Genomic DNA, 22,719 nt, shown 5'->3' on the forward strand with positions numbered 1-22,719 from the left:
ACTGGAGGGAAGAACACCTATGGAATTTATTTTGGTTCTTGCACTTATTTTAATCTTTACCAAACTTGCTGGTGATCTATCCGTAAGATTGGGTCAACCATCGGTTCTGGGGAAACTGATTGTGGGTGTCATCCTCGGGCCTGCAATTCTCGGTTGGGTTCAGCAAAGTGATTTCGTACATTATATGGCTGAGATCGGGGTATTGCTGTTAATGTTCATTGCGGGACTGGAAACCGATCTGGAACAGTTAAAGAAAAACTGGAAGGCGGCCTTTGCCGTAGCGGTCGGCGGTATTATTTTGCCTTTTATCGGCGGGTACGGTTCGGCCATAGCATTTGGTATGTCACAGACACACGCGCTGTTCTTTGGACTTTTATTCTGTGCTACTTCCGTCAGTATATCGGTTCAGACGTTGAAGGATATGGATCAACTCAGCTCTCGTGAGGGTACAACCATCCTTGGAGCAGCTGTCGTTGATGATGTCCTGGTCGTTGTCATTCTTGCCGTTATGATGAGCTTGCTGGGTACTGGTGGAGGAGACACTTCGATTTCTCTGCTTATCGGCAAGAAGCTGTTATTCTTTGTGATCATCATCGCTGCCAGCTGGTTCCTTGTTCCACGCATCATGAAGTGGATGGCACCACTGAAAGTAACCGAAACCGTCATTACTGCGGGACTAATTATTTGTTTTGGCTTCTCCTACTTTGCAGAGTGGATGGGTGTTGCTGGAATCATTGGAGCATTTGCTGCTGGTATCGCCATCTCCCAAACCAACTTCAAACATGAGGTTGAAACTAAAATCGAGCCGATTGCTTACGGAATATTTGTCCCGGTTTTCTTTGTCAGTATCGGCTTAAATGTCACTTTTGATGGTGTGGGTTCACAGATTTGGTTTATTGTTGTTATAAGCCTTATCGCTATTGTTACCAAACTTATCGGTGGTGGAGCTGGTGCCCGGCTGACCGGGTTCGACCGTTCCTCTTCTATTGCTATTGGTGCAGGCATGATCTCCAGAGGGGAAGTTGCTCTAATTATTGCTTCGACCGGACTTGCTTCGGGCTTGCTTGATTCGGAGTACTTTACCAGCGTTGTGATCATGGTTATTGTGACTACACTGGTTACTCCGCCACTCCTCAAAATCACCTTTGCACGTAAAAAAGGGGAGCAGCGGGTTGAAAAAGGAATTGAAGACTCTCATTTGAACGGGTGAGGTATGTCTCAGTTCAAAACTTAACAATAAAGATTCCATTGTGGCACTCTGAACTCTAGACTTCAGTTGTGTCCCTAGAATTACTATGAGTGTCTTGCGACTCAGGTAAGCTGTGTCTTGATGATATGCTGCACTTTTAGCTTTTCGCATTTGGCACACCCAAGGCATCCAGTCGTCACACATACTAACACGGTCTTGAAGCATCAACGGGCGTAAAATTCCTGAAATGTAGGCCGGCTGCGCCTTAAGAATAACCCTTCATTTTTTCTAAGGAACCCAGTACATCTTATTTGGTCCTCTGGCTCTCTTTTTCAATTGTAAGAAACATCAGACACCTTATTTCCCAAATTTTCATAACAAAACGCTGAAAATGGCTGTACATTCCGAAATAACGTTTCTCAGGTTCCTTACATTTCTGCGAGTGCTTCAACGCCCTGAATAAGACGTCTCAGATTCCTTAGCTCTTATTGCCCGCTCTACGCTTCTTTCCAAGCATGAGCAAGAGAAGACGCATACCCCGCGGTACGAAGAACTTAATTTAAATGTAAACAGCCTTGAAGGCGAGAATAATCTACTTTTACAGCGTCTATATCGCTTACTCGCACATTAAGGGACCCGTTCTCACACATTTAAAGTGTAGCACCTACTAGCTCGGAATACGTCCAGTCTCGTTCTGGCATTCAGACCTTGGCTTGAGATATCCTCTATTGGAAAAGGTATTGAAATCATTCCATATTTAAAGCTATACTTGATCTAGAAATGTAACATATTGGTCGTGAAGCACACGCCGCTTTGATCCATTCTCCCCTTCAACGCGAAGGTTGGAAATGGTCAGAGCGGCTTTTTGTATTTTGACATGACGAACTGAAGCCTGTTCACGTTCGTTTATTTTATTTTTAGAGGAGATGAAGACGATGAGCATTGATTTTGAGGAGGCTTACGAAGTTTGGATGCACTCCCTTCTGGAGAAGGAAACGAACCCCAGAGTGCTGTCCAGACTAGAAAATGGACTTGAACATGGCACGTTGGAATTTTTGCGTTCAGTCTGGTTTCCGGTGATGAAAAACTTTAACCATTTGCAACCCGAATGGGAAGTTCGAGACTTTCATAACGGCTATCGGTATTTGGATCTTGCATACATGCCAGGTAACGGCGTTAAGGGAGGTATTGAGATTCAGGGATACGGGCCACATGCCCGTGATCTGGATGTACGGCGTTTTAAAGATTTATGCTGGCGGCATTGTCTGCTAACGCTTGATGATTGGATTTTTCTGCCGATCGCGTATCTCTCCATTAAAGACGAACCGAAACGGTGCCAACAACTTGTGCTCTCTTTTATGGGAAAATTCATTGCTACGGACGTTCCGACATCCTTAAATTGGCTAGAAGCCGAGACTGTTCGTTATGCCAGACGCATCATCCGTCCATTTGCCCCCTCGGAACTAGCAACACACCTGCGAATCACGGATCAACATGCTCGAAGAGTTCTTCACAGCCTGATTGATCAACAAGTATTACATGTCGCTAGTGGCGCTCAACGATATCGAACGTATATCTTACGAACATGAGACACTCTATTTCGCCGATATCGTACATATCCATTTTTTAACGAACTCAGGACATCTTATTGTGATGATATGGAGTAGATCAGGGCACTTTTTCGGGCCTTTTCGTGAAATAAGTTTGCTGAGATTCGTTAGAATTCCAACATGCCTCTTATCTCGATAATAAGCTCACCTGAGTTCGTTAGAATTTTGGCGATGACTTTGAAACGTTTGGAGTTACTACTATTAAACCTAATTGCGAACCACTTTAGCTACTGGAGTGTCAGATACTTGCGTCAATAACGAGTTACATGGAGATTTACACGGAGGAATAGCTCTGAGCTTGAATTTACTTGAAGTAGCTTGCGGGCTAGCCTACAGCTCCAAGGATAAATTACTTGTAGTCGATTAAATCACTTAAAATGAGGTCTCCGACCATATATAGAAAAACAAAAAAAGACCACCTTACACTCAAGAGGTCTTCGATCTTTGCCTGTTGTTACAACAGGCTGTCCCATTTTAAGTTAACACGCCAACATAAAAACCAATCGAGATAAAGACAACACACCAGACGAATGCACCAATGCCAGATACAACTACGTACCTGCCAATTGCCATCTTGCTAATCCCGGAGAAACAGCACATCAGATGACGAATGCCTGGAATGAAGTAACCCAGGATGATGGACCAATACCCATATTTGAGGAACCACGACTCCACCCTGCTGAATCGTTTGGCATTAACGCCGACCCACTTGCCGTATTTTTCAACCAGCGGCCTGCCCGCTTTTTTGCCAATCATGTAGCTAAGCAGCCCTCCGGTAAATGCGCCACCAAAACTGACGGCGATGGATACGGAGTAATTCAATACCGAGATGGAGGCGAGATAACCGACAAAAGTCATCATCACCTCATCCGGAATCGGCATGCCAATAACGCCAAGAGCCAGTAGTCCGTATATTGCGAAATAACCATATTGACCAATAAATTCTTTTGCAAATTCCATACTGACTCGCTCCTTATTTCGGTTCCACAATATCCTTCTCATGTGAGGCTAACACTTGTTTTAGAGACGGGAATCGGATTTGGCTCACCATGAGACCGGATAATACAATAATGACAAGATAGGCTACACCATGTGTGAAATAAGGACTCCAGAGTGCGAAAAAGGACATCAGACCTCCCGCAAATGTAATCGGCATTCCGACAAAACCACTGCTTGCTGTCTTCTGACAGTTATAACGGGCCAGACGCAAAGCACCGCAAATCGGAAACAATGCAGTCAGTGCCATCCCCAGCACACTCACTTCAATCATGGAATTCAGGTACAGAATCAGCACGGGCGCTGTTCCGAATGAAACTACATCCGCAAGCGAGTCCAGGGACTTGCCGAACTCACCCTCACAATGCAATTTACGAGCCGCATACCCGTCAAACAGATCAAAGAACATCGCTACCCATATCATCATTACAGCCAGGGCAAATTCACCATGAATAGCCATAATGACTGCCAGCATGCCTGAACTCAGATTCCCCAAGGTTAAAATCGATGGTAAAGATTTCATAAGATTTGACTCCCTTTCGTACTAGGCTTTAGGAAAAATAATATAAAAACGGACTCCATCCGGTGTATTCTCCACTCCATAACTGCACCCATGCAGATCAAGAATCTGCTTCGCAATGGCCAGACCAAGCCCGGTCCCCCCCATTTTACGATTACGTGAGCGCTCTACCCGATAGAACCTCTCCCATATATACTGCCGCTCAGCTTCAGCTATCTGCTCGCCCTTATTCTCAATGGAAATATGGACAAAACCTTCACGCCTGCTAATCTCAATAGTTATATCGGTATGTGGTATCGCATGACGTATAGCATTCATCATGATATTGAAAATAACTTGCTCCAGCTTGCTTCGGTCACCCTCAACCGTCTGTTCTGTTGTGGATATAAGCACCACATCCAATCCTTTGTCCTTCAGTTGCGGACCCAGACGGCCGGCGATATCTTCAATCATGTCAGCCAGTGCAACAGCATCCGTATTCAATTGAACCGCTGAGGATTCCAGTCGCACCAGATCCAGCATCTCTTCAACCATCGTTTCCATTTTGATCGTCTCATCGGCAATGATCTCAATGTAACGCTCACGTTTGCTCTCACTGACGCCATCCTTCAACCCTTCAGAATATCCCTTAATAATGCTGATTGGTGTCTTAAGTTCATGTGATGCATCGGCAAAAAACTTGCGCTGACGCTGTTCAATCTCCTGCTTCATTTCCATATCTGTACGCATCTGCGTGTTGGCCTGCCTCAGCTCTTCCAGTGTCTGACCCAAGGTTCCCGATAAGGCATTGAGGCTGTTAGACAGACTCCCGATCTCATCATTACGCCGGATGGGTGATTTCACCGTGAAATCCAGCGTAGACATTTTCTTGGCGACATGGTTCAAGGCCAAAAGCGGCTTCGTTATAATTCGGGACAGGAGCAACGCCAGCAACAGAATCAATATAAATGCCCCTATGCCAAAATACGCATAGAACAAACGTGTTGCCTCATTCGCTTCCCTCATCTCCTGTAGAGAGGTGAGCGAAAAGATCAGTTGTTGCTCGGGTCCGGAACGATGCACTGGAGCAATGGTGATGACATTGCGAACACCGCTCCAGCTATCCATCCATTCTTCATTGAGCATTTTGCCATTCGCCAAGGCAAGTTGGTCTTCGGTGGATAATGGGAACCGGCTATCCAGTGCTTGCACCAGCAGTCCCTGCCTTTGACTCCACGTTGCCAGATTGGGAAGAACGACCTCGGTCAATACGCCTGACCATTCCTTTACCGGTTCAATTGATTCCTGAAAGCTTTCTGTTCCCCATGCGGCAGAAGTGGCATCCTGGATTTTGAATGGATAGACCATGGATTCGCTGGCCGGACCTTTCACCGTCAGTTCTTGCCCATATTTCAGATGGGATGTAATCCAGCCAGCATTCTCACTATTGATAAACAAGGACAAGGACACCTTCACGTGACTTCCATCCTCTTGAAGCAACGTAATGTGGAACGGGTCATTAACCAGTCTTCCTTTATTCGTCAGAATGACCAGATGTGACTGATTCTGACGCATGAATTTCCCGGTCTCCTTGGCTAGCTGTAAATCACTCCAATGTCCATTGGAATATTGCTGTTCGAACTTGGACAGCTTTTTCTTCATACTGCTAACCTTTTGATGCTGATAGAAGTCGGGGAACCAGACCAACTGAGCAAAAACCGTCGTCCCATATAGAAGTACCAGACATCCTGCCATGACCAGGAAAAGCTTCATCGTTACGCCATTTCTTCTCATGCTTCTGCCTCGAAACGATATCCAGTACCAATCACCGTCCGGATACACTTGGCTTCATCACCCAATTTGCTGCGCAACTTCTTGATGTGGGTATCTACAACACGTGAGTCCCCTTCAAAATCAAATCCCCAGATCCGATTCAAAATGGCATCCCGGGACAACACAATGCCTGCATTACGTACCAAATAAAGCAACAGATCATATTCCTTTGGTGCAAGTTCCACTTCAATTCCGTCCTTCTCCAGACGTCTGGCCCATGGATCAAGGGTTACCTGTCCGAAGCGAATCACACCCTGCTCTCGTCCAAATGCACCTTCAACACGCTTCATTAATGTCTCTGCACGTGCAACCAGCACACGTGGACTAAACGGCTTGGTAACGTAATCGTCTACGCCCAGCTGAAATCCATGAATTTTATCGTCATCCTCGGACCGTGCAGTCAGCATGATAATAGGTACGGTGGATTGGGATCGAATATGCCCACATAACGTCCATCCATCCATTTCAGGCATCAAAACATCCAGAATAACCAGATCTACCTCATGCAGAGCCAACAGTTCCAGTGCCTGTACTCCATGTTCAGCTTCTATGACGTTCCATTGTTCTTTTATGAAATAATCGGCCACAATCTCACGAATGCGGCTTTCATCTTCCACCAGAAGCACTGTTCTGATCATGGCCGACTCTCCTTTTAGATTTCTGATGATAACATACCTATTCCATGTGTCGTTCATGTGTCCACACATGTTTTGGAATGCTCCCATGATATATACGATTAATATAAGCCAAAAGTTACTAATTTTTATAAAAATTCGCATAAAAAAGAAGCCATCAACGAGCAAGCTCCTGCTCATTGACAGCTACTTGAATGAAATCGAAGTGTGTTATCCAGAATTGATGCGCTACTGCGCGCTCCCTGGCAACACTTAACGTTGTTGCTCCAGACGGTGTGCCACATGCAGTGTCGGGCCAACAAAACGGTTCAGCGGGAATCCGCCGGCAATCGCTTTGGTCACGAAGGCTTTACCTTCACGAACAGCCTCTTTCACTGAAAGACCACGAGCCAATCCTGCGGTAATCGCCGCAGACGTTGTGCAGCCCGCACCATGAGTATATCCGGAGCCGACAACATCGGCTTCAAACCATTCGTAGTTGGTTCCATCATAGAGTAGATCCATTGCTTTACCCGGGCTAATGACACCTCTGTCCTTGATCAGAACATGTTTCGAGCCATGGGCATGAATTGCTGCTGCCGCTGCTTCCATTTGTTCCTTGGAGCGAATAGGTCCGCTCTTCGCCAGTTGGGATGCTTCGAACAGATTAGGTGTAACCAGATCAGCACCTGGCAACAGGAATTCGATCATCGCTTCCGTATTTTCCGGTTGCAGTACTTCGTCTGTACCTTTGCAGACCATTACCGGATCGATAACGATCTGTGGCAGACCGCTGCGGCGAATATGTTTTGCTACCAGTTCAATAATATCTACAGAACCGAGCATACCTGTCTTCATTGCATCGAAACCGATGCCGTCCAGAACCGTGCGAAGCTGCGCTTCAACCACATTTAATTCAACAGGAAAGACCTGGTGATCCCATGTTTCGGGCTCCATTGCCACAACCGTAGTCAGTACGGTCATGCCATACACACCCAGCTCCTGAAAAGTTTTCAAATCAGCTTGAATACCTGCACCGCCGCTCGTGTCCGAACCAGCTATTGTTAATGTTTTTGGAATCGTCATGGTAGTTGCATTCTCCTTCGTGTCTCAGTTGACATTATCCTATCCCTTGTACGAGCGGATGTCAATGGCATCTGAAGCCATACAGAGCATGGTTTTCCGAATGATTCAGTTCACATCTTTTGTCTCCAGACGAACCATGGACATCGAAGCAATCCATATCCCTATTGCTCCAAGGGTCAGAGGGATAATAATAAGCGAATGAATGGAAACTTCCGACCCGTTGAATCCGGAGCAGACAATCGAAACCAGCAAAATGGACGAGACCATTGTAGTTGTAACAGAATGCTTACGCATACCGAAGAATAGGGGAATGAGTGCCATACACGCAGCCGATAAAGAACTTATACTGTACTTCACCAGAAGTCCCAATATATCCCGATTCGTCAGTGATTCAGGAATGAAGGAGTAGAATTGATTAACAATCAACAATAGTGAGCCCATGAACAGATCGTTAACCATAATCATCACAAATGTAAAACCAAACACGATAATCAATTTGGCAGCGATGATTTTATGACGCTGGATGGGATAGGTGAACATGACGTTCATCGTTTTATTTCTATACTCACTGATCACCAGCTTGGATAATAAAGCTCCTGCAAATATGATAAAGGTCGCTCTCACAAACGTATCAATAATCATAAAGGCGGTCTGGTAATCGGCATAGGCATAATCTTCTGCTCCCACATCCACGAATCCAATCATGATCAGGAAAAGAAGAATGGCTATGCTGGCAATACCTGCACCTGCAAAATTACGTGCAAAACGGTGCTTCCGCATCTCAAGTCTGATTAGTTTAAGCAACGTCTTCATCCCCTTTCACAAGCTTCATGAAGTGTTCTTCCAGGGAATGAGCCCGTTTGGATATCGATTCGATCTCAATGCCATGCTGAATCAGCTTGGTGTTCAGTTCCGATGGAATGATTCCCGGATCATAGATGCGTAACGTTTGGTTATCAACCAGTTTATAATTACTCAAACCAAGCTGGTGTTCAATGACATAGGTCGCTTTGCGGATATCCACCGCCTGTAACTCGATGTACTCATTTTGACTTCCACGAATGCTCTCCATCGATACTTCCTCCACCAAGCGACCGCCGCGAATGACACCAACTGTGTCCGCAATCTGCTCTATCTCGCCAAGAATGTGACTGGAGACCAGCAGGGTAATGCGATACTCATTGCTAAGGCGCTTGAACAAATCTCGCATCTCCCGAATCCCTACAGGATCCAATCCGTTGATCGGTTCATCCAGAATGAGCAGTTCAGGTGTGGTTATTAGTGCACGAGCCAGTCCGAGCCTTTGCTTCATGCCCAAGGAGAAGTCTTTGACCGGTTTCTTGCCCGTATCCTTCAGCCCTACCATTTCCATCGTGTTGTCGATGATCTTTTTGTTGTAGAATCCCATGTATTCACAGTGAAGTTCCAGATTCTCGCGAGCAGACAGTCTATCGTAGAAAAAAGGATATTCAATAATGCTGCCCATTCGCTTCAGCACTTCATACGAGGTCGGCGTAAGCTTCTCCCCAAACAGTTCTATCTCCCCTGTGGTTGGTTTGACGAGATTGGTGAGCATCTTCATGATGGTTGTTTTACCAGCACCATTTGGACCGAGGAATCCATAGATCTCACCTTGCTTAATATTCATATTGACGTTGGATACAACCTCCACCCCTTCATATACTTTGGTCACATCTATTGTTCGTGCGATATAATTCATCGTCCTTGTTCTCCTTTACGTCCCCTGTCCGGGTTCCTATATCTATATTGTAAAGAGAAAAGTCTTCTTTTTTATTAATCAAATCTTACAAATACCTTAAGTCTGACCGGACACGCCAACGCAGGGTCTAACATGCCTTTAAGGTAACCGAGAATACAGTCCGTTGATGTGGCACACTATGCAAGTGAATACTTCCACCCATCCGCTCAACTAGCCGTTTCGTAATAGTCAGACCAAGGCCACTGCCTTGATAGAGTCGATTGCGGGAATCCTCCAGTGTATACATTCGTTCAAACACACGACTATGCTCGCTCTCAGGAATCCCTTTTCCCTGGTCCCAGATCTGTAGCGTCACAGGTGCACCTATCGAATGATCCAGTGAAAGCCCCAGTACCTTACCATCTGCCCCGTATTTCATTCCATTGGTAATGAGATTATCCAGCACACGGTCCAATGCTTCTTCATTCGCTTGCACGAAGAGATCACCATCAGGTATCTCCAGCTCCACGTGCAACCCCAGATTCGTCAACATTTCATAAAAGGAAAGCATCTTCAACCGGCATAATTCGCTTATATTCACTCGACTAAGCACTAGCTCCGTGTCTCCAGATTCCAGCTTTGCCAGATCAAAAAAGGAATGGATCAAACGCAGCACTTCCTGCGCCTTATCTTGTATTTTCTCCGTCATAATCTTACGTTCCTGATCGGTCAGTGATGAACTGTGCAGCAAGGTCTCACTATAACCCATCACAACCGTGAGTGGCGTTTTCAGATCATGAGAAATGTTGGAGAGCATATTACGCATCTCCTTCTCCTGGTTCGTATAACCAGCCTTCGCGCGGTGCGCATAGTCCAGCAGCTGGTTCATATCTTTCAGAAGCTGGCTAACTTGATCATCACTGTTGAATACGAGTAAGCGCTCAAAGGTGCCTTGATCCAGGATATCGGATATTTTGTGATGAATATAGGACAGGTGTTGACTGCGTTTCCGCAATCTCATCCACAACCCAATGACTACAATGGCCAGAATAGCTGTTGTACTGGCAAAAATCAGTGTCATCCCTGCTCCGCCTCCAGCTTATATCCGATGCCCCAGAGTGTCTTGATATACTGGGGAGCCGAAGGGTCTGCCTCCAGTTTCTCACGCAGACGACGCATATGTACGTTAATGATATTTTCGTCTCCATAATAATGATCGTTCCAGACGGAAGCGTAGATCTGGGCCTTGGTGAACACTTTGCCAGGATGGGTAACCAATAGCTTCAGAATTCCAAATTCCTTGGATGTCAGCTTGACGGGTGTACCTTCACGTTCCACCTCGTACGTCTCCATGTCAACTACGAGTCCTCCAATGTGAATACGTTGATCTTTAGCCACTTCAGCCACAGGCTGAGTAGTATAATTGGCGCGGCGAATCGCAGCTTTGATGCGGGCAGTCAGTTCTATTAACGAGAAAGGTTTGCTCAAGTAATCATCTGCACCGAAGCCCAGACCTAATGCTTTGTCCACCTCCCCATCCTTCGCAGACAGAATGAGCACAGGGACCAGACTGACTGCCCGAATGGTTTGAAGCACATCCATCCCACTTTTGCGGGGCAGCATCAGATCCAGAATAACCAGATCATACACGGGTTGTGACTGGCTGAACTGACGTTCTGCCTCTAAGCCGTCATATGCATAAGTGACGTCGTAGCCCTCTTTTTCCAAGTACGGCCCGACCATCTCACTAATTGAACGATCATCTTCAACAAGCAACAAGCGGTGACTTAACACATGCTTCCCTCCAACATGAACAGTTTTCTTTATTACCTCACAGTTTGTTTGAATTGGCAATGACATACGAAAAAACCTGACAGGAGCACCACTTTGGTATAAGTGTGTTTCCTGCCAGGTCTATGAGTGTCTGTAGATCAATGCTGGTGCTTCTAGTCTCTATATCCGTTCTCACTGTGGATCCAGCACAGTCCAATGGTTCCTGCACCTGCATGAATACTCACCACAGGGATAAACGGCATGATTTCGGTCTTTAATCTAGGCAGCAGAGCTGCAATCTGTTTTTTGATTGTAACGGCTTCTTCCTGATTGTTCGCATGCATAATGCACACATGTTTTACTTTCTCCATATCCAGCTTGAGCATATCCAGCATACGATCTTTTGTCCGCTTGAACGTGCGAATCTTCTCATTCACAACCACTTTTCCCTCTTCGAATCGAAGCAACAGGTGGATCTTGAGCAGTTGACTGATGATCAGCTGTGTGCCGGACACCCGTCCACTGCGATGAAGATGCTGCAGACTGGCCGGTATGAGGTAAAAGGACATGTTATCAATCATCTGTTCAATGTTTACTTTGATCTCGGCAGCGGAACATCCCTGCTTCTGCCATTCCAGTCCTTGCATAATCATCTCACGGTGAGGATAGGCACCTGCCTTCGAATCAATTGCGGTCACCGTCACTCCTGCAATCTCTGCAGCCTGCATGGACGTATGCAGCGTTCCGCTAAGCTCTGTAGAGCAATGAATCGTAATAATCTCATCGTACTTGTCTTTGAGCGACTCATACAGTTCAATGAATTCGCCAATGGGTGGCTGCGAACTGCTCGCACGTGAAGCCTCCGCAAGTTTCTCATAGAACATTTCAGATGTAATGTCATCGGTTTCCCGGTAACATTCCTCTCCAAATACGATGCGCAGCGGTACGATGTAGATATGATTTTGCTCCGCAAAAACGGGATCCAGTGTACTGGTACTATCGGTGACCCATGCAATTTTCTTCATGACATCCTTCTCTCTTGCCGGATTGTTCGTTCTGTATCCTCAATCGTCAAGCACAAGCCCGGCGGTTTATTTAAAATTTGAATATTTCACATTGTAAACGTTTGCGATACTACCTCTCAATTATAAATGAACGGACAGACCGTTGTCTTGTGGCGCAATCATGAACACCCCTGTTAATACCATTATTAGCTAAAAAAATGTCTTGCCTGTGAAGGAATAAATTGGTATGCTGTTGTCCTTCTCTCTTTTTCGCCTTGACTGAAGTGAACGGAAACGCCGTTCAATCCACTTATCGGAGGTGTCACATGCTTTATTTCACTCTGGCTTCCAAAGCCTACTCCCGGAATCTGCAATACCGCGGGGCACACATGGTACATAACTTGGCAAGCGCCATGTTTGGTTACATGTATGCCTGCCTCTGGATCGGCATCGGGGCCGACCATACTCTCGGAGAATATGGGACACAGGGAATGATCAGTTATATTGCGTTCACGCAATCCTCTCTCTGGATCTCGGGTTTTCTCACGAACGGATTGGGTATTCCCTTATCCGTCAGGACAGGGCAGATCGCACTGGATCTGATGAGGCCTGTTCATCTGTTCACCCACCTGATGGCACGCGAATGGGGGCAGATTGCCTACCAGTTCGTGTACAAAAGTATTCCGATCTACCTGCTCTTCTCCATTGTCTTTTCCCTGCATTGGCCCTCAGACGTTTCAACACTATTCTATGCCGCACTTGGTCTTGCCGGCGCCGCATACTTGTCCATCTGTATGAACTACATCATTGGTGCCACGTCGATGTGGACCACGGAGTCCTCTTGGCTTCACTGGGGAAATCACGCGATGATGAATCTGCTGGCTGGTTTTTTCATTCCGCTGGAATGGCTACCGAACTGGCTTGAACAACTTGCCTGGATATCACCCTACCCTTTCCTGCTCTATGTACCTACCCGAATCTATCTTGGTTTCGAAGATGGCTCCTTGTTATGGGGAACCTTGCTTTGGTGTGTCTTTATGACGTTGATCTGTCTTGCAATCACCCAAGTGTTACGTCGTAAAGTGGAGGTACAAGGCGGATGAAGCGAACTTCCTGGTTCAATTTATATAAAATGCTCATTCGAACAAGCATCCGCAGTCGGATGCAATACAAGTTCAATTTCATCATGGCGTCCGTACTGGCCGCTTTAATTCAGATCTCCGAGTTTCTGATGGTTGCTCTCGTGTTGCACAAATTCGGAGCAATTAAAGGCTGGTCCCTCCATGAGATCGGTTATCTCTTCGCCATCATGACGTTATCCAAAACACTGTATCGAACATTCGGAAACGAAGTTCATCATCTGGAAAAATATCTGGTTAATGGTGAGCTTGATCAACTGTTAACACGTCCCATGCCCGTATTGCTGGCACTGCTGCCGCAAAACTTCCGCATCATGGCTGGGGAAGTCCTGCAAGGCGGGTTCATTCTCTGCTGGTCAGTGGCAGGCATGATGCATAGCGGACAGATTGGCTGGATCGCCATTCCCTTCTCACTGCTCATTATCCTGACGGGCGCAGTCATTCTCTTTTCCATCGGACTTGCTACCGCCACACTGGGATTCTGGACCACACGTATCGAGGAATTACAGACGATCACTGAGGATGCAGCACGAACAGCTGCCCAATATCCGCTAACGTTATATCCCAAATGGATGTCTGGCATTCTGCTAACGGTGATTCCGGTGGGATTCGTCAACTACATTCCGTCACTGTACCTGCTACGGGGTGAAGGAGGAGCGTGGATTCTTGTTGCTGTTGCGGCGGTTGCCGTACTGAGTTTGGCTGCAAGTCTGCGTTTCTGGCAATTCGGCATGACCAAATATCAAAGTACAGGTAGCTAAGGAGGCATAACGAATCATGAACATGATCACAGCACGGCATCTGCAAAAGGAATTCAAAACTCCTGTTATTCGCGAAGGACGTTTCTCCGGTCTACGTACGTTATTTTCACGTGAGTATGTGTCCAAGGAAGCGGTACGCGATATCAGTTTTGATATCGGTCCAGGGGAGTTTGTGGGTTACATCGGTCCGAACGGGGCTGGCAAGTCTACCACGATCAAAATGCTGACAGGTATTCTGCACCCAACCTCGGGTGAGGTAAGGCTTGACGGTATGAACCCGCATCAGGACAGGCGCAGGACCGTTGGTCGACTGGGCGTTGTGTTTGGACAGCGCAGTCAGCTCTGGTGGGATCTGCCCGTGAAAGATTCATATGATATTCTGGCCGAGATGTACGGCGTTCGTGCCGAGGACAAAAAGAGACGGCTGTCCCAGTTCGCCGAGCTGCTGGACCTCGAATCGTTCTGGGCCACGCCTGTCCGCAAGCTCTCGCTTGGACAGCGCATGCGTGCGGATCTCGCAGCTTCCATGCTGCATGATCCCGAACTGCTTTTTCTCGATGAACCAACGATTGGACTGGATGTGAACGCAAAGCGGAACATTCGTCAATTTCTACGTACATTAAATGAATCGTTTGGCAAAACGATTTTGCTTACCACACATGACATGGACGACATTGAGCAGTTATGCAGCCGGGTCATGGTGATTAACCATGGTCAACTGACATATGACGGTACGATTTCGTCACTTCGCGAAACCATCGGACTACCTACGCTGATTCGGGTAACGTTCCGAGGAGAGTTCCACATCCCGGATGTTGTGTCGTCCGCGATACATATTACTGGACTGGAAGGACAGATTGTCACCGTCGAAGTGAACCGGAAGGAATGGAGCACAATGGACATTCTGAAACAGTTGGAGCACTGGGGTGAGATTGAAGATGTAGAGATGAAAGAACCCGATTTTGAAGATATCATTCATCGGGTGTATTAGTCGGCCCATTTTGTGAGGAAATAGGATGAAGACCTGTTCTTACGCCGTTACATGAAAGAGGGACATGGCGTACTGTAATAACGGAGGTGAAGCGTCATGCTTGTGACCAAACATGTCCTTCTAGCATCCACCGTACACGCTACTCCCTACTTCATTGTACGTGGCATGATGCCGGGACCCGTGATGTTCATTACATCCGGGGTTCACGGGAATGAAACGGCGAGTATGGCCGCTGCTCAAAAACTCGTAGATGATATTGCGACAGGTCGTCACGCCATTCAGCGAGGGCTGTTAATTATCGTGCCACGTGTGAACCAGCAAGCCTACGCAAAGAAAATCAGAGGCAAGCCAGATCTGAATCGTACGTTTCCACGCCGTATGTCAGGCAAGGCCAAGCATCCGCTCGCTGCGGCAGTTTTTCAGCTGGCGCGTGAACATTGGGCCGACTGGTGGCTCGATCTGCATGAAGCCAACGGCCTGTCACAGCTTAGTTCACGGGTGCTTGGACAGACGTTGATCACCAATCCCGGCAGTGGGACGATTCCAGCTTGCAGAAGAGTTATCGAACGGATGAATCGGTCGATTGCCATTCGTGATCGTCATTTTAACCTCAAGCAGCATGAATTGCCGGGATCTGCCCGTACAGCGGCTTCAAGACTATTACAAGCCCGTTCCGTCACAGTGGAGACCTGTTGGAGTCTGAAACGCTCGACCCGTATCAAGTATCAGACGAAGATTGTGCACCATTTTCTGCGTGAAGCGGGTATGTCATGAGCAAGACTATTAAGACAGAACTAAAAGAAACCTCGAACAGAGACCGCCCGAAGTACATCCTCAGGTGCTCTCTGTTCGAGGTGTTTTTTTATCTCTGCATCATGGCTTCCAGTATTTCATTACCCACAGGGTCCAGCGGCATAAGTGGATAAAGGTCTTTTTTAGTTATAAACTTGAATATCGTATCCAGATACTCATCCACAATAGAGGCTGATCCAAAACAATAATTGGACAATAATACAACGCCTATACTCTGTTCCTTATTTATAGCCAAATAACTGGAGAAACCAAATGTACCACCGTTATGCCAGAGTATATTCTGATCCGAGATGTTATCACTAAACCAGGCGTAATGATGGGTTGAATCTCCAATCATTATAGGCATGTGACTTTGTTGTATTGCAGAGGCTGGCGGATGATCTTCATTCAGGTTGGCCTGTACAAATAAACACATATCGTGAAGAGATGACTTGATCGCCCCCGCGCCTTCATGTACACCCGTATCCCAGTGAGGCATCTTTTTCCCCGTTGACGTATGTCCGTCCACAAATCTGCCATTCTGTTCTGCATTCAGCATAGCTGCCGTCTCCGTCATGTTTAATGGACCTGTGATATATTTTCTCAGCAGATCGTCATATGTACTTCCTGATACTTTACATAGGATATAACCCAGTAAGCCCACGCCGGTATTGGAATACTCAAATGAACCCATCTGATCCGTAAAGTCAGCATCCGATAAAAAAGCAAGTAAATCATCCTCCGTATAATTTGAATACGGATTGTATCGATTTTTCTTCGAGGACAGGTTTGTGGCAACTCCGGGTAATCCGGAGGTATGCGTCGCAAGACTTTTTAAGGTTACCTTATTCAAATAATCGTTTTTACCGTTGTGTATGTACTTGCCAACCGTGTCATCCGCGGAAAGTTGCTGTTCACGTTCCAATTCTAACAGAAGGATCGATGTAAAAAGTTTGGTTACAGAGCCGATTTCGAACAATCTGTGTTCGGGAGCAGCCACGCTCTTCTTTTTGGGATTGCCCAATGAATGATATTCGACATCTCCCTTTGTAATAACGCCAATCTCAAGATGCAGATGTTTCTTTCCTTTGATGTAATCGGATACAAAACCTTGCAAATCCCTCATAGAAAATGTTACTCCTTTTGTGGTGTGAGTTTCATTATTGAAATTATTGAAATCACGTTAAACACCATTATGTATTGGCAAACTACACTATGTATTCTTTCTAAATCTCCGATTCCCTGCTCGTTAGTCAACTCCTGTTTTCTGCTAAACAGGAAAAGAGCCGCGATTACGGCTCTTTCTTTTGCACCCTGAACGATTGAATATAATTGTCGATATCGTCCTCCGGTGTATGCAACAGTCGTGCCAGATTAATCTGCAGCTGTTCCAGATGGTCAATATGTGTCTGAATGTCAGTGATGCGTTCGCGTACAAGGGTTTTTAACGTTTCCTTTTCCATGTCTTCCTGACTGAGTAACTGTAACGTATCCTGTATTTCCTTTAGAGAGTAACCCAGCGACTGGGCATCCTTAATAAATTTAATCTTCACCAAATAATCCTCAGTATACACCCGGTATCCGTTGGAGGAACGACCGGGAGCGGGCAGAATCCCGCTGTCCTCATAATAACGGAGGGTTGCCATACTTACACCGGTACGCTTAGCCAGCTCTCCTCTTGTCATGGTTTCCATAGATACTCTCCATCCTTCTGCTGGGTTATTCCGCTTTTTGGTGACGTAGCTTGGTATACTTGGTATCATAAGTGGCCTCAGGGAATTTAGATGAAGGGCCTTGCAACAACGGCTGCTCCTCCCCCTTCAAATAATGATCAAAGAAGGCCAGCGTATAGGATCTGGTAATATCCACATTATGTTCTGGCGTCATACCTCTGGCAAACATTTTTGGTGAAATTAACGAAATATCCGTAAAGCTTTGATGAAATAAATTCTCCACTGTCAGATAATAGGTATCATTAAGACTGTTTGACATCACCCGATCCAAATCAGGCTCAAACTCGGGATAAAATACTTTATCCTTGGCAGTGGCGTCCGGGTCCAGACTTTTGGCTGTCCCACCCGACATGATATACATAAACGGCTGTTTCAAGGCTGTTATGGATACTTTACCCCAGAAACCGCCTTCCAAACTAAGTCCTGCTTTGAAACGGTCATCCTGAGCCAGCGCTTCCGCCGTGGTTGCACCGCCGTAGGAGTGACCAAAGATACCGACAGAATCCAGATCAAGCTTGCCTTCGAGCAATTGATTCGGATCATGTGAATTCCACTGTGTGAGAGTGTCCAGTACTAAGCTTGCATCCTCTGCACGAATACCTATACCTTTTATATTATATTGATATAGTTCTCCTGACGTTGCAAATTCAGGGTCAGCCTGATAGGAGACTGCACGTCCATCGGGGAATGTCACTTGTGCTGACGTATAAGGGTGATCTATCCCCACCACAATGTAACCGTGGCTAACCAGCTCCTCAATCATCGTCATGCTCTGAAAACGGGCTGAGCGGATACCCGGCGAGAATAGCAAAACCGGATACTTGCTTTGGACGGCGGACATCTCAGCTCCTTGCACCACATGTGTTGGAATGGTATCCAGATAACTGAACACCTGAGACGGAATGCCAAACACCAGACTGATCGCTTCTCCCAGTTCACTAGGGTAATGCTCCAGCGGCAGCCCTTGGGCGGTTTTCTGATCCACCGGATACCACACATTAATCATAAGTTCCCGCTTATCTCCTGCCTCGGGTGTTTTGGTCTCTTCGCGAGATTCATCCACCAGGTGTTGAGAGAATGTGCCAATGGCATATGTGCCGGTTGGTTCAGGCATCGTAAAAGCAGGTAAGAGCCAGGTCAGTATGATTGAACCTGCACTGAAGGCCAGAACCAGGATCGATACCAGCGTCATTTTTATTCTTGAAAGACGGTTGGGTCTCCGCACGCTCTGGACATAACGATCACCGCGGTATGATTTCATGACTTGAATGATTAATGTAATGAATAATACAAGTGTGACGATATAGGTTGGTATCATCTGCACGCGAAATGAATTGATTAAGCCATGCAGAAGCACTGTCAGAACCAGAGCTGTGAGCGTCCCCATTGTCATTGCCCGGCGCTTCGGAAACACCAGTATGAGTACCGTAGCAGCTATGGTTACCAATACCAAAATCCATTCTAAAATTCTCATTATTCAGCCTCCAATATTTCTTGATAAAAAAAGAATAAACCTTGAAGTATACTTCAAGGTCAAGGCTGAATTATAGATAGAATTTTATCGTGGAATTCGTAAATCCCATTTGCGAAGTTCGGTCAACGTACACGTTCCGGATGAGAAAGCCTTAATACCTGTTGAGCTCGGCCCAGGATAGATCCGCCCTGTCATTACCTGCTCTCCCTGCTGAATGAACACCTCAACGGAGCTGACATCCATAAAAATATGAAGTTCCAGTTTCCCGTCAAGCAGTTCCACTGTTGCAGCTCGTTCTCCGCCTGGCCCTTGTCCGGCCTGCTCGCGATTCAAGCATAAACGACGCTGCTCTACATCATAGGAAATCACGGTTTCTTCATCCTCACCCGTACGCAGTTTCAACCCAAAGTGTCGTGCTTGTTCCGCTTCAAATACAGCATATAGTTCGTAGCGGTCTCCACTGATTCCAAGATCAAAATCATGTTCATCACCATTTAAATGTATACCATACTGCTCGGTGCCTTCCGACCTGTACTGTATAAGTTCGGGAAGTGGCTGGAATATCAATCGTTCTCCCCTACGAATTAGTTGTCTCGGCAAAGTCATTGCTCCAGCCCACGCATGGGACTGTTGTGTCGGGATTTCCGTTTCCCACGTATCCATCCAGGCCACCATGATTCGTCTTCCCTGTACATCAACCATCGTCTGAGGTGCGTAAAAGTCGAAGCCACAGTCCAGCGGAACGTACTGCTCGTACTTCAACACACCCCGGTCTTCATCCAGCGATCCCATCATATAAACGGTCGAATGTAAGTTGTGATAGTTATCTCCCTGTGCAGGCATGCGCTGCGGAGACAAGATCAGCACATCTTGGCCATCCAGTGTGAATAGATCTGGACATTCCCAATTGTCGCCAAGCGTCCCGTCACTCTGGGCCATAATGTTGACATAACTCCAATCCAGCAAGTCCGTTGAGCGGTATAACAGAATGACACCTTTGCCCGTAGCATCATTCGATCCAAGGACGCAATAGTAAACACCGTTTCGTTCAAACACTTTTGGATCACGGAAGTCCTTGGGACTGGTATGCTCTGGGATTTGATCCAGCCGAATGACCGGATTCATCGCGCTTTTGACAAAATCAATCCCATTGTCCGAGACAGCGATATTCTGTGTCTGCAAGTAATCGTTATCCTTGTCAGGTCCAGTCACGACATGTCCCGTGTACATCAGCACCAACTTGCCATCCTGCACGATTGCACTGCCGGAGAAACAGCCTCCACTGTCGTAGCTCTGATCAGGTGCCAGTGCAACAGGCAGATAAGACCATGTAACCAAATCACGGCTCACCGCATGGCCCCAGTGCATCGGCCCCCATACCGGTTCGTAGGGATAATGCTGATAGAACATATGATACATCCCACCGAAGTATATGAAGCCGTTGGGATCATTCATCCAGCCCACCTCTGGCATCAAATGATAGGCCATTCGATAGGTTGGATCAACCTGATGTCGATGCTCCTTGATATATGCGTTGGCCCGGGCGAGTGTATAACTCTCCTTTGTTTGAGCCGAAGAACTCGTCAGTCCAAGGTCTGTCTCTTGCCTTGTGTCTATTTCCTGCTTCTCGCATCGTTCCTGGTTCATATGTCCTTCACTCCTGTCTCTCTCTATATCACCCAACTGAACTTATTTGATTGCCCCTTGCATGACCCCCTGAATAATGTACTTCTGCGCAAACAGATAAACGATCAGGACAGGTAGCAGGGTCAACACCAGACCAGCCATCAACGGACCGTAATCCACTGTATATGTCCCATAAAAATAAAACGTGGACAACGGCAGCGTACGCTGCTCAGATGAAGTCAGTACCAGAGAAGGAAGCAAAAAATCATTCCATATCCACAATACATTCAGCACGCTAATCGTTACGGTTGTTGGCAGTAACACTGGCAGTACGATACGGAAAAAGGTCTGCACTCTGCCGCAGCCATCCATTAGAGCCGCTTCTTCAAGCTCCAGAGGAATACTTTTGATAAAGCCATGGTAGATAAATACGGCGAGCGGACTGCCAAAGCCAATATACATGTAGATCAGCGACCACTTGTTATCCAGCAGGCTGAGCGAGCCGTATATTTTAACCAATGGAATCATAATGGCCTGGAACGGAATAATCATCGCAGCTACCATCAGGAAAAAGAGATACTGATTCACCTTGCTTTTGTGACGAACAAAGTAATGGGCTGTCATCGCCGCAAAAAGAGCAATCAGTAATACACCTGCAATGGTAATGAGCAACGAATTGCTGAATGCGGATACATATCCCATTTTGTCAAACGCATTGACGTAATTATCGAATTGAAAGGAGCTTGGCAAGCCCAGCGGATCGGAGGTAATTGCCTGGTTAGCCTTGAACGAATTGACGATTAGAAGCACAAACGGAAATACAAACAAAATCATCACAATGATTAATGCAATAAACTTCATCCAGTTGAGAATGCGCGATTGTCCAGCCATCATGCCTCGACCTCCAGTTTTTTGCTGAAATAGACCTGGAGCAATGTAATGGCGGCTACAAGGATAAACAGAACAAAGGCTTCTGCCTGACCCAATCCGTAGTCACGAGCAAGAAAGGCCTGCTCATAAACATGCATGGATACCATCTCTGTGCTCTTGAAGGGCCCGCCACTGGTCAGGGAGACGTTCAGATCATACACCATGAATCCCCGTTGCAGTGACAAAAAGATGCATACAATAAACGAAGGAACCATCAGTGGCAATACAATGCGCGCCAACATTTTGCGATTACTTGCCCCATCAATGCTGGCTGCTTCCATAACATCCTTCGGCACATTCATTAGTCCTGCAATGTAGATAACCATCATATAACCGGCATACTGCCAAACGGTCACCACAATGAGTGCCCAGAACGCTTTATCCGGGTCAGCCAGCCAGGAGGTGGAAAACAGAGTAAGGTTCATTTTTTGTCCTGCAAAAACGAGTACCTGATTAAAAATAAACTGCCAGATGAAACCAAGCACGATTCCGCCCACCAGATTCGGCAGGAAAAATCCGGCCCGAAACCAGCCCTGTGCCTTCATTCCCCGAGTTACAGCGTAAGCGAGCAGGAAGGCAACCGCATTGGTCAGCACAACGGTAATAAATACGTACTCCAGCGTCATCCCGAATGATTTCCAGAACACGGTGTCCTTGAACACACTGATATAATTATCCCAGCCAACAAAGCTTTGATCGATGGCAATGCCATCCCAGTTCGTAAACGTCAAATAAATACCATACAAAAATGGAATAATCATCACTGTAGCAAACGCAAATAATGTCGGGCCAGTAAAGATCAGGCGGGTGCGCAGACGTGTCCATAATCCTTTTTCGGTCAGCATTGTCAACCTCCACTCTATCCAAATGATTAGCCTAACGGTTATGCCGGAAACAAGTTGAACAGACCTCATGTGGAAGCTGTACATTCATCATCTCCGGCTACCGCAAGTCTCTCTCTATGTGCTGC

General features: G+C 46.5%; 22 protein-coding genes. 6 read left to right on the forward strand and 16 right to left on the reverse strand.

Annotated elements, in window-relative coordinates; translation table 11 throughout:
- Window positions 1-19 precede the first annotated feature (19 nt).
- A complete protein-coding gene (locus MKY95_RS28680; RefSeq protein WP_339195608.1) occupies window positions 20-1,210 on the forward strand; it encodes a cation:proton antiporter in 1,191 nt (396 codons plus the stop codon).
- A 914-nt stretch (window positions 1,211-2,124) separates the two neighbouring features.
- A complete protein-coding gene (locus MKY95_RS28685) occupies window positions 2,125-2,778 on the forward strand; it encodes a transcriptional regulator (RefSeq protein ID WP_339195611.1) in 654 nt (217 codons plus the stop codon).
- Window positions 2,779-3,273: 495 nt separating this feature from the next.
- Here MKY95_RS28685 and MKY95_RS28690 read toward each other — a convergent pair whose 3' ends face one another.
- From MKY95_RS28690 to MKY95_RS28735, 10 genes are all read right to left on the reverse strand, one after another.
- Window positions 3,274-3,759 carry a DedA family protein gene (locus MKY95_RS28690; protein ID WP_036606861.1) on the reverse strand — a complete coding sequence of 162 codons (486 nt, stop codon included), beginning with the start codon at window positions 3,757-3,759 and terminating at the stop codon, window positions 3,274-3,276.
- Window positions 3,760-3,772: 13 nt separating this feature from the next.
- Entirely contained in the window at window positions 3,773-4,318 is a 546-nt protein-coding gene (gene pssA, locus MKY95_RS28695; RefSeq protein WP_036606859.1) for a CDP-diacylglycerol--serine O-phosphatidyltransferase, read from the reverse strand.
- Window positions 4,319-4,339: 21 nt separating this feature from the next.
- Window positions 4,340-6,088, reverse strand: coding sequence for a HAMP domain-containing sensor histidine kinase (locus MKY95_RS28700; RefSeq protein ID WP_339195613.1), 1,749 nt, complete (start codon window positions 6,086-6,088; stop codon window positions 4,340-4,342).
- Window positions 6,085-6,765, reverse strand: a complete 681-nt coding sequence (locus tag MKY95_RS28705) for a response regulator transcription factor (protein WP_036606855.1) — start codon at window positions 6,763-6,765, stop codon at window positions 6,085-6,087. The genes MKY95_RS28700 and MKY95_RS28705 overlap by 4 nt, the downstream gene beginning before the upstream one ends.
- Before the next feature lie 249 nt (window positions 6,766-7,014).
- Window positions 7,015-7,827: a bifunctional hydroxymethylpyrimidine kinase/phosphomethylpyrimidine kinase gene (gene thiD, locus MKY95_RS28710; protein ID WP_017692191.1), complete on the reverse strand. Its 813-nt coding sequence runs from the start codon at window positions 7,825-7,827 to the stop codon at window positions 7,015-7,017.
- A 105-nt stretch (window positions 7,828-7,932) separates the two neighbouring features.
- Window positions 7,933-8,631 carry an ABC transporter permease gene (locus MKY95_RS28715; protein ID WP_076319681.1) on the reverse strand — a complete coding sequence of 233 codons (699 nt, stop codon included), beginning with the start codon at window positions 8,629-8,631 and terminating at the stop codon, window positions 7,933-7,935.
- Window positions 8,624-9,547, reverse strand: a complete 924-nt coding sequence (locus MKY95_RS28720; RefSeq protein ID WP_076319682.1) for an ABC transporter ATP-binding protein — start codon at window positions 9,545-9,547, stop codon at window positions 8,624-8,626. Before MKY95_RS28720 ends, MKY95_RS28715 begins: the two co-directional genes overlap by 8 nt.
- Before the next feature lie 127 nt (window positions 9,548-9,674).
- The gene (locus MKY95_RS28725; protein WP_076319683.1) at window positions 9,675-10,607 is read right to left on the reverse strand and encodes a sensor histidine kinase; all 933 of its coding nucleotides are present in this window, start codon (window positions 10,605-10,607) and stop codon (window positions 9,675-9,677) included.
- Window positions 10,604-11,320, reverse strand: coding sequence for a response regulator transcription factor (locus MKY95_RS28730; protein WP_076319684.1), 717 nt, complete (start codon window positions 11,318-11,320; stop codon window positions 10,604-10,606). Before MKY95_RS28730 ends, MKY95_RS28725 begins: the two co-directional genes overlap by 4 nt.
- A 152-nt stretch (window positions 11,321-11,472) precedes the next feature.
- Complete coding sequence (locus tag MKY95_RS28735; protein ID WP_076319685.1) at window positions 11,473-12,324, reverse strand: DegV family protein; 852 nt, start codon at window positions 12,322-12,324, stop codon at window positions 11,473-11,475.
- 305 nt (window positions 12,325-12,629) lie between these two features.
- Between MKY95_RS28735 and MKY95_RS28740 the strand changes: the two genes are divergently transcribed.
- The 4 genes from MKY95_RS28740 to MKY95_RS28755 all read left to right on the forward strand — a co-directional run bounded on the left by MKY95_RS28740 (window position 12,630) and on the right by MKY95_RS28755 (window position 15,968).
- A complete protein-coding gene (locus MKY95_RS28740) occupies window positions 12,630-13,406 on the forward strand; it encodes an ABC-2 family transporter protein (RefSeq protein ID WP_036606839.1) in 777 nt (258 codons plus the stop codon).
- A complete protein-coding gene (locus MKY95_RS28745; protein WP_047841615.1) occupies window positions 13,403-14,203 on the forward strand; it encodes an ABC-2 family transporter protein in 801 nt (266 codons plus the stop codon). The genes MKY95_RS28740 and MKY95_RS28745 overlap by 4 nt, the downstream gene beginning before the upstream one ends.
- Before the next feature lie 22 nt (window positions 14,204-14,225).
- Window positions 14,226-15,194: an ATP-binding cassette domain-containing protein gene (locus MKY95_RS28750; RefSeq protein ID WP_076319723.1), complete on the forward strand. Its 969-nt coding sequence runs from the start codon at window positions 14,226-14,228 to the stop codon at window positions 15,192-15,194.
- Between the two features lie 96 nt (window positions 15,195-15,290).
- Entirely contained in the window at window positions 15,291-15,968 is a 678-nt protein-coding gene (locus tag MKY95_RS28755) for a succinylglutamate desuccinylase/aspartoacylase family protein (RefSeq protein WP_076319686.1), read from the forward strand.
- An 88-nt stretch (window positions 15,969-16,056) separates the two neighbouring features.
- Here the strand turns inward: MKY95_RS28755 and MKY95_RS28760 are convergent, their stop codons facing one another.
- The 6 genes from MKY95_RS28760 to MKY95_RS28785 all read right to left on the reverse strand — a co-directional run bounded on the left by MKY95_RS28760 (window position 16,057) and on the right by MKY95_RS28785 (window position 22,594).
- Entirely contained in the window at window positions 16,057-17,112 is a 1,056-nt protein-coding gene (locus tag MKY95_RS28760; protein WP_076319687.1) for a serine hydrolase domain-containing protein, read from the reverse strand.
- A gap of 166 nt (window positions 17,113-17,278) precedes the next feature.
- Window positions 17,279-17,680 carry a MerR family transcriptional regulator gene (locus MKY95_RS28765; RefSeq protein WP_339195620.1) on the reverse strand — a complete coding sequence of 134 codons (402 nt, stop codon included), beginning with the start codon at window positions 17,678-17,680 and terminating at the stop codon, window positions 17,279-17,281.
- A 25-nt stretch (window positions 17,681-17,705) separates the two neighbouring features.
- The gene (locus MKY95_RS28770) at window positions 17,706-19,193 is read right to left on the reverse strand and encodes a prolyl oligopeptidase family serine peptidase (RefSeq protein ID WP_076319688.1); all 1,488 of its coding nucleotides are present in this window, start codon (window positions 19,191-19,193) and stop codon (window positions 17,706-17,708) included.
- An 84-nt stretch (window positions 19,194-19,277) separates the two neighbouring features.
- Entirely contained in the window at window positions 19,278-20,840 is a 1,563-nt protein-coding gene (locus MKY95_RS28775; RefSeq protein WP_083669905.1) for a glycoside hydrolase family 32 protein, read from the reverse strand.
- 42 nt (window positions 20,841-20,882) lie between these two features.
- Window positions 20,883-21,710, reverse strand: a complete 828-nt coding sequence (locus MKY95_RS28780) for a carbohydrate ABC transporter permease (protein WP_036607075.1) — start codon at window positions 21,708-21,710, stop codon at window positions 20,883-20,885.
- On the reverse strand, window positions 21,710-22,594 hold the full coding sequence (locus MKY95_RS28785) for a sugar ABC transporter permease (RefSeq protein WP_076319689.1): 885 nt from the start codon (window positions 22,592-22,594) through the stop codon (window positions 21,710-21,712). The genes MKY95_RS28780 and MKY95_RS28785 overlap by 1 nt, the downstream gene beginning before the upstream one ends.
- Window positions 22,595-22,719 lie beyond the last annotated feature (125 nt).

The sequence above is a fragment of the Paenibacillus sp. FSL P4-0176 genome, assembly GCF_037975265.1.
Lineage (GTDB): Bacteria > Bacillota > Bacilli > Paenibacillales > Paenibacillaceae > Paenibacillus > Paenibacillus amylolyticus.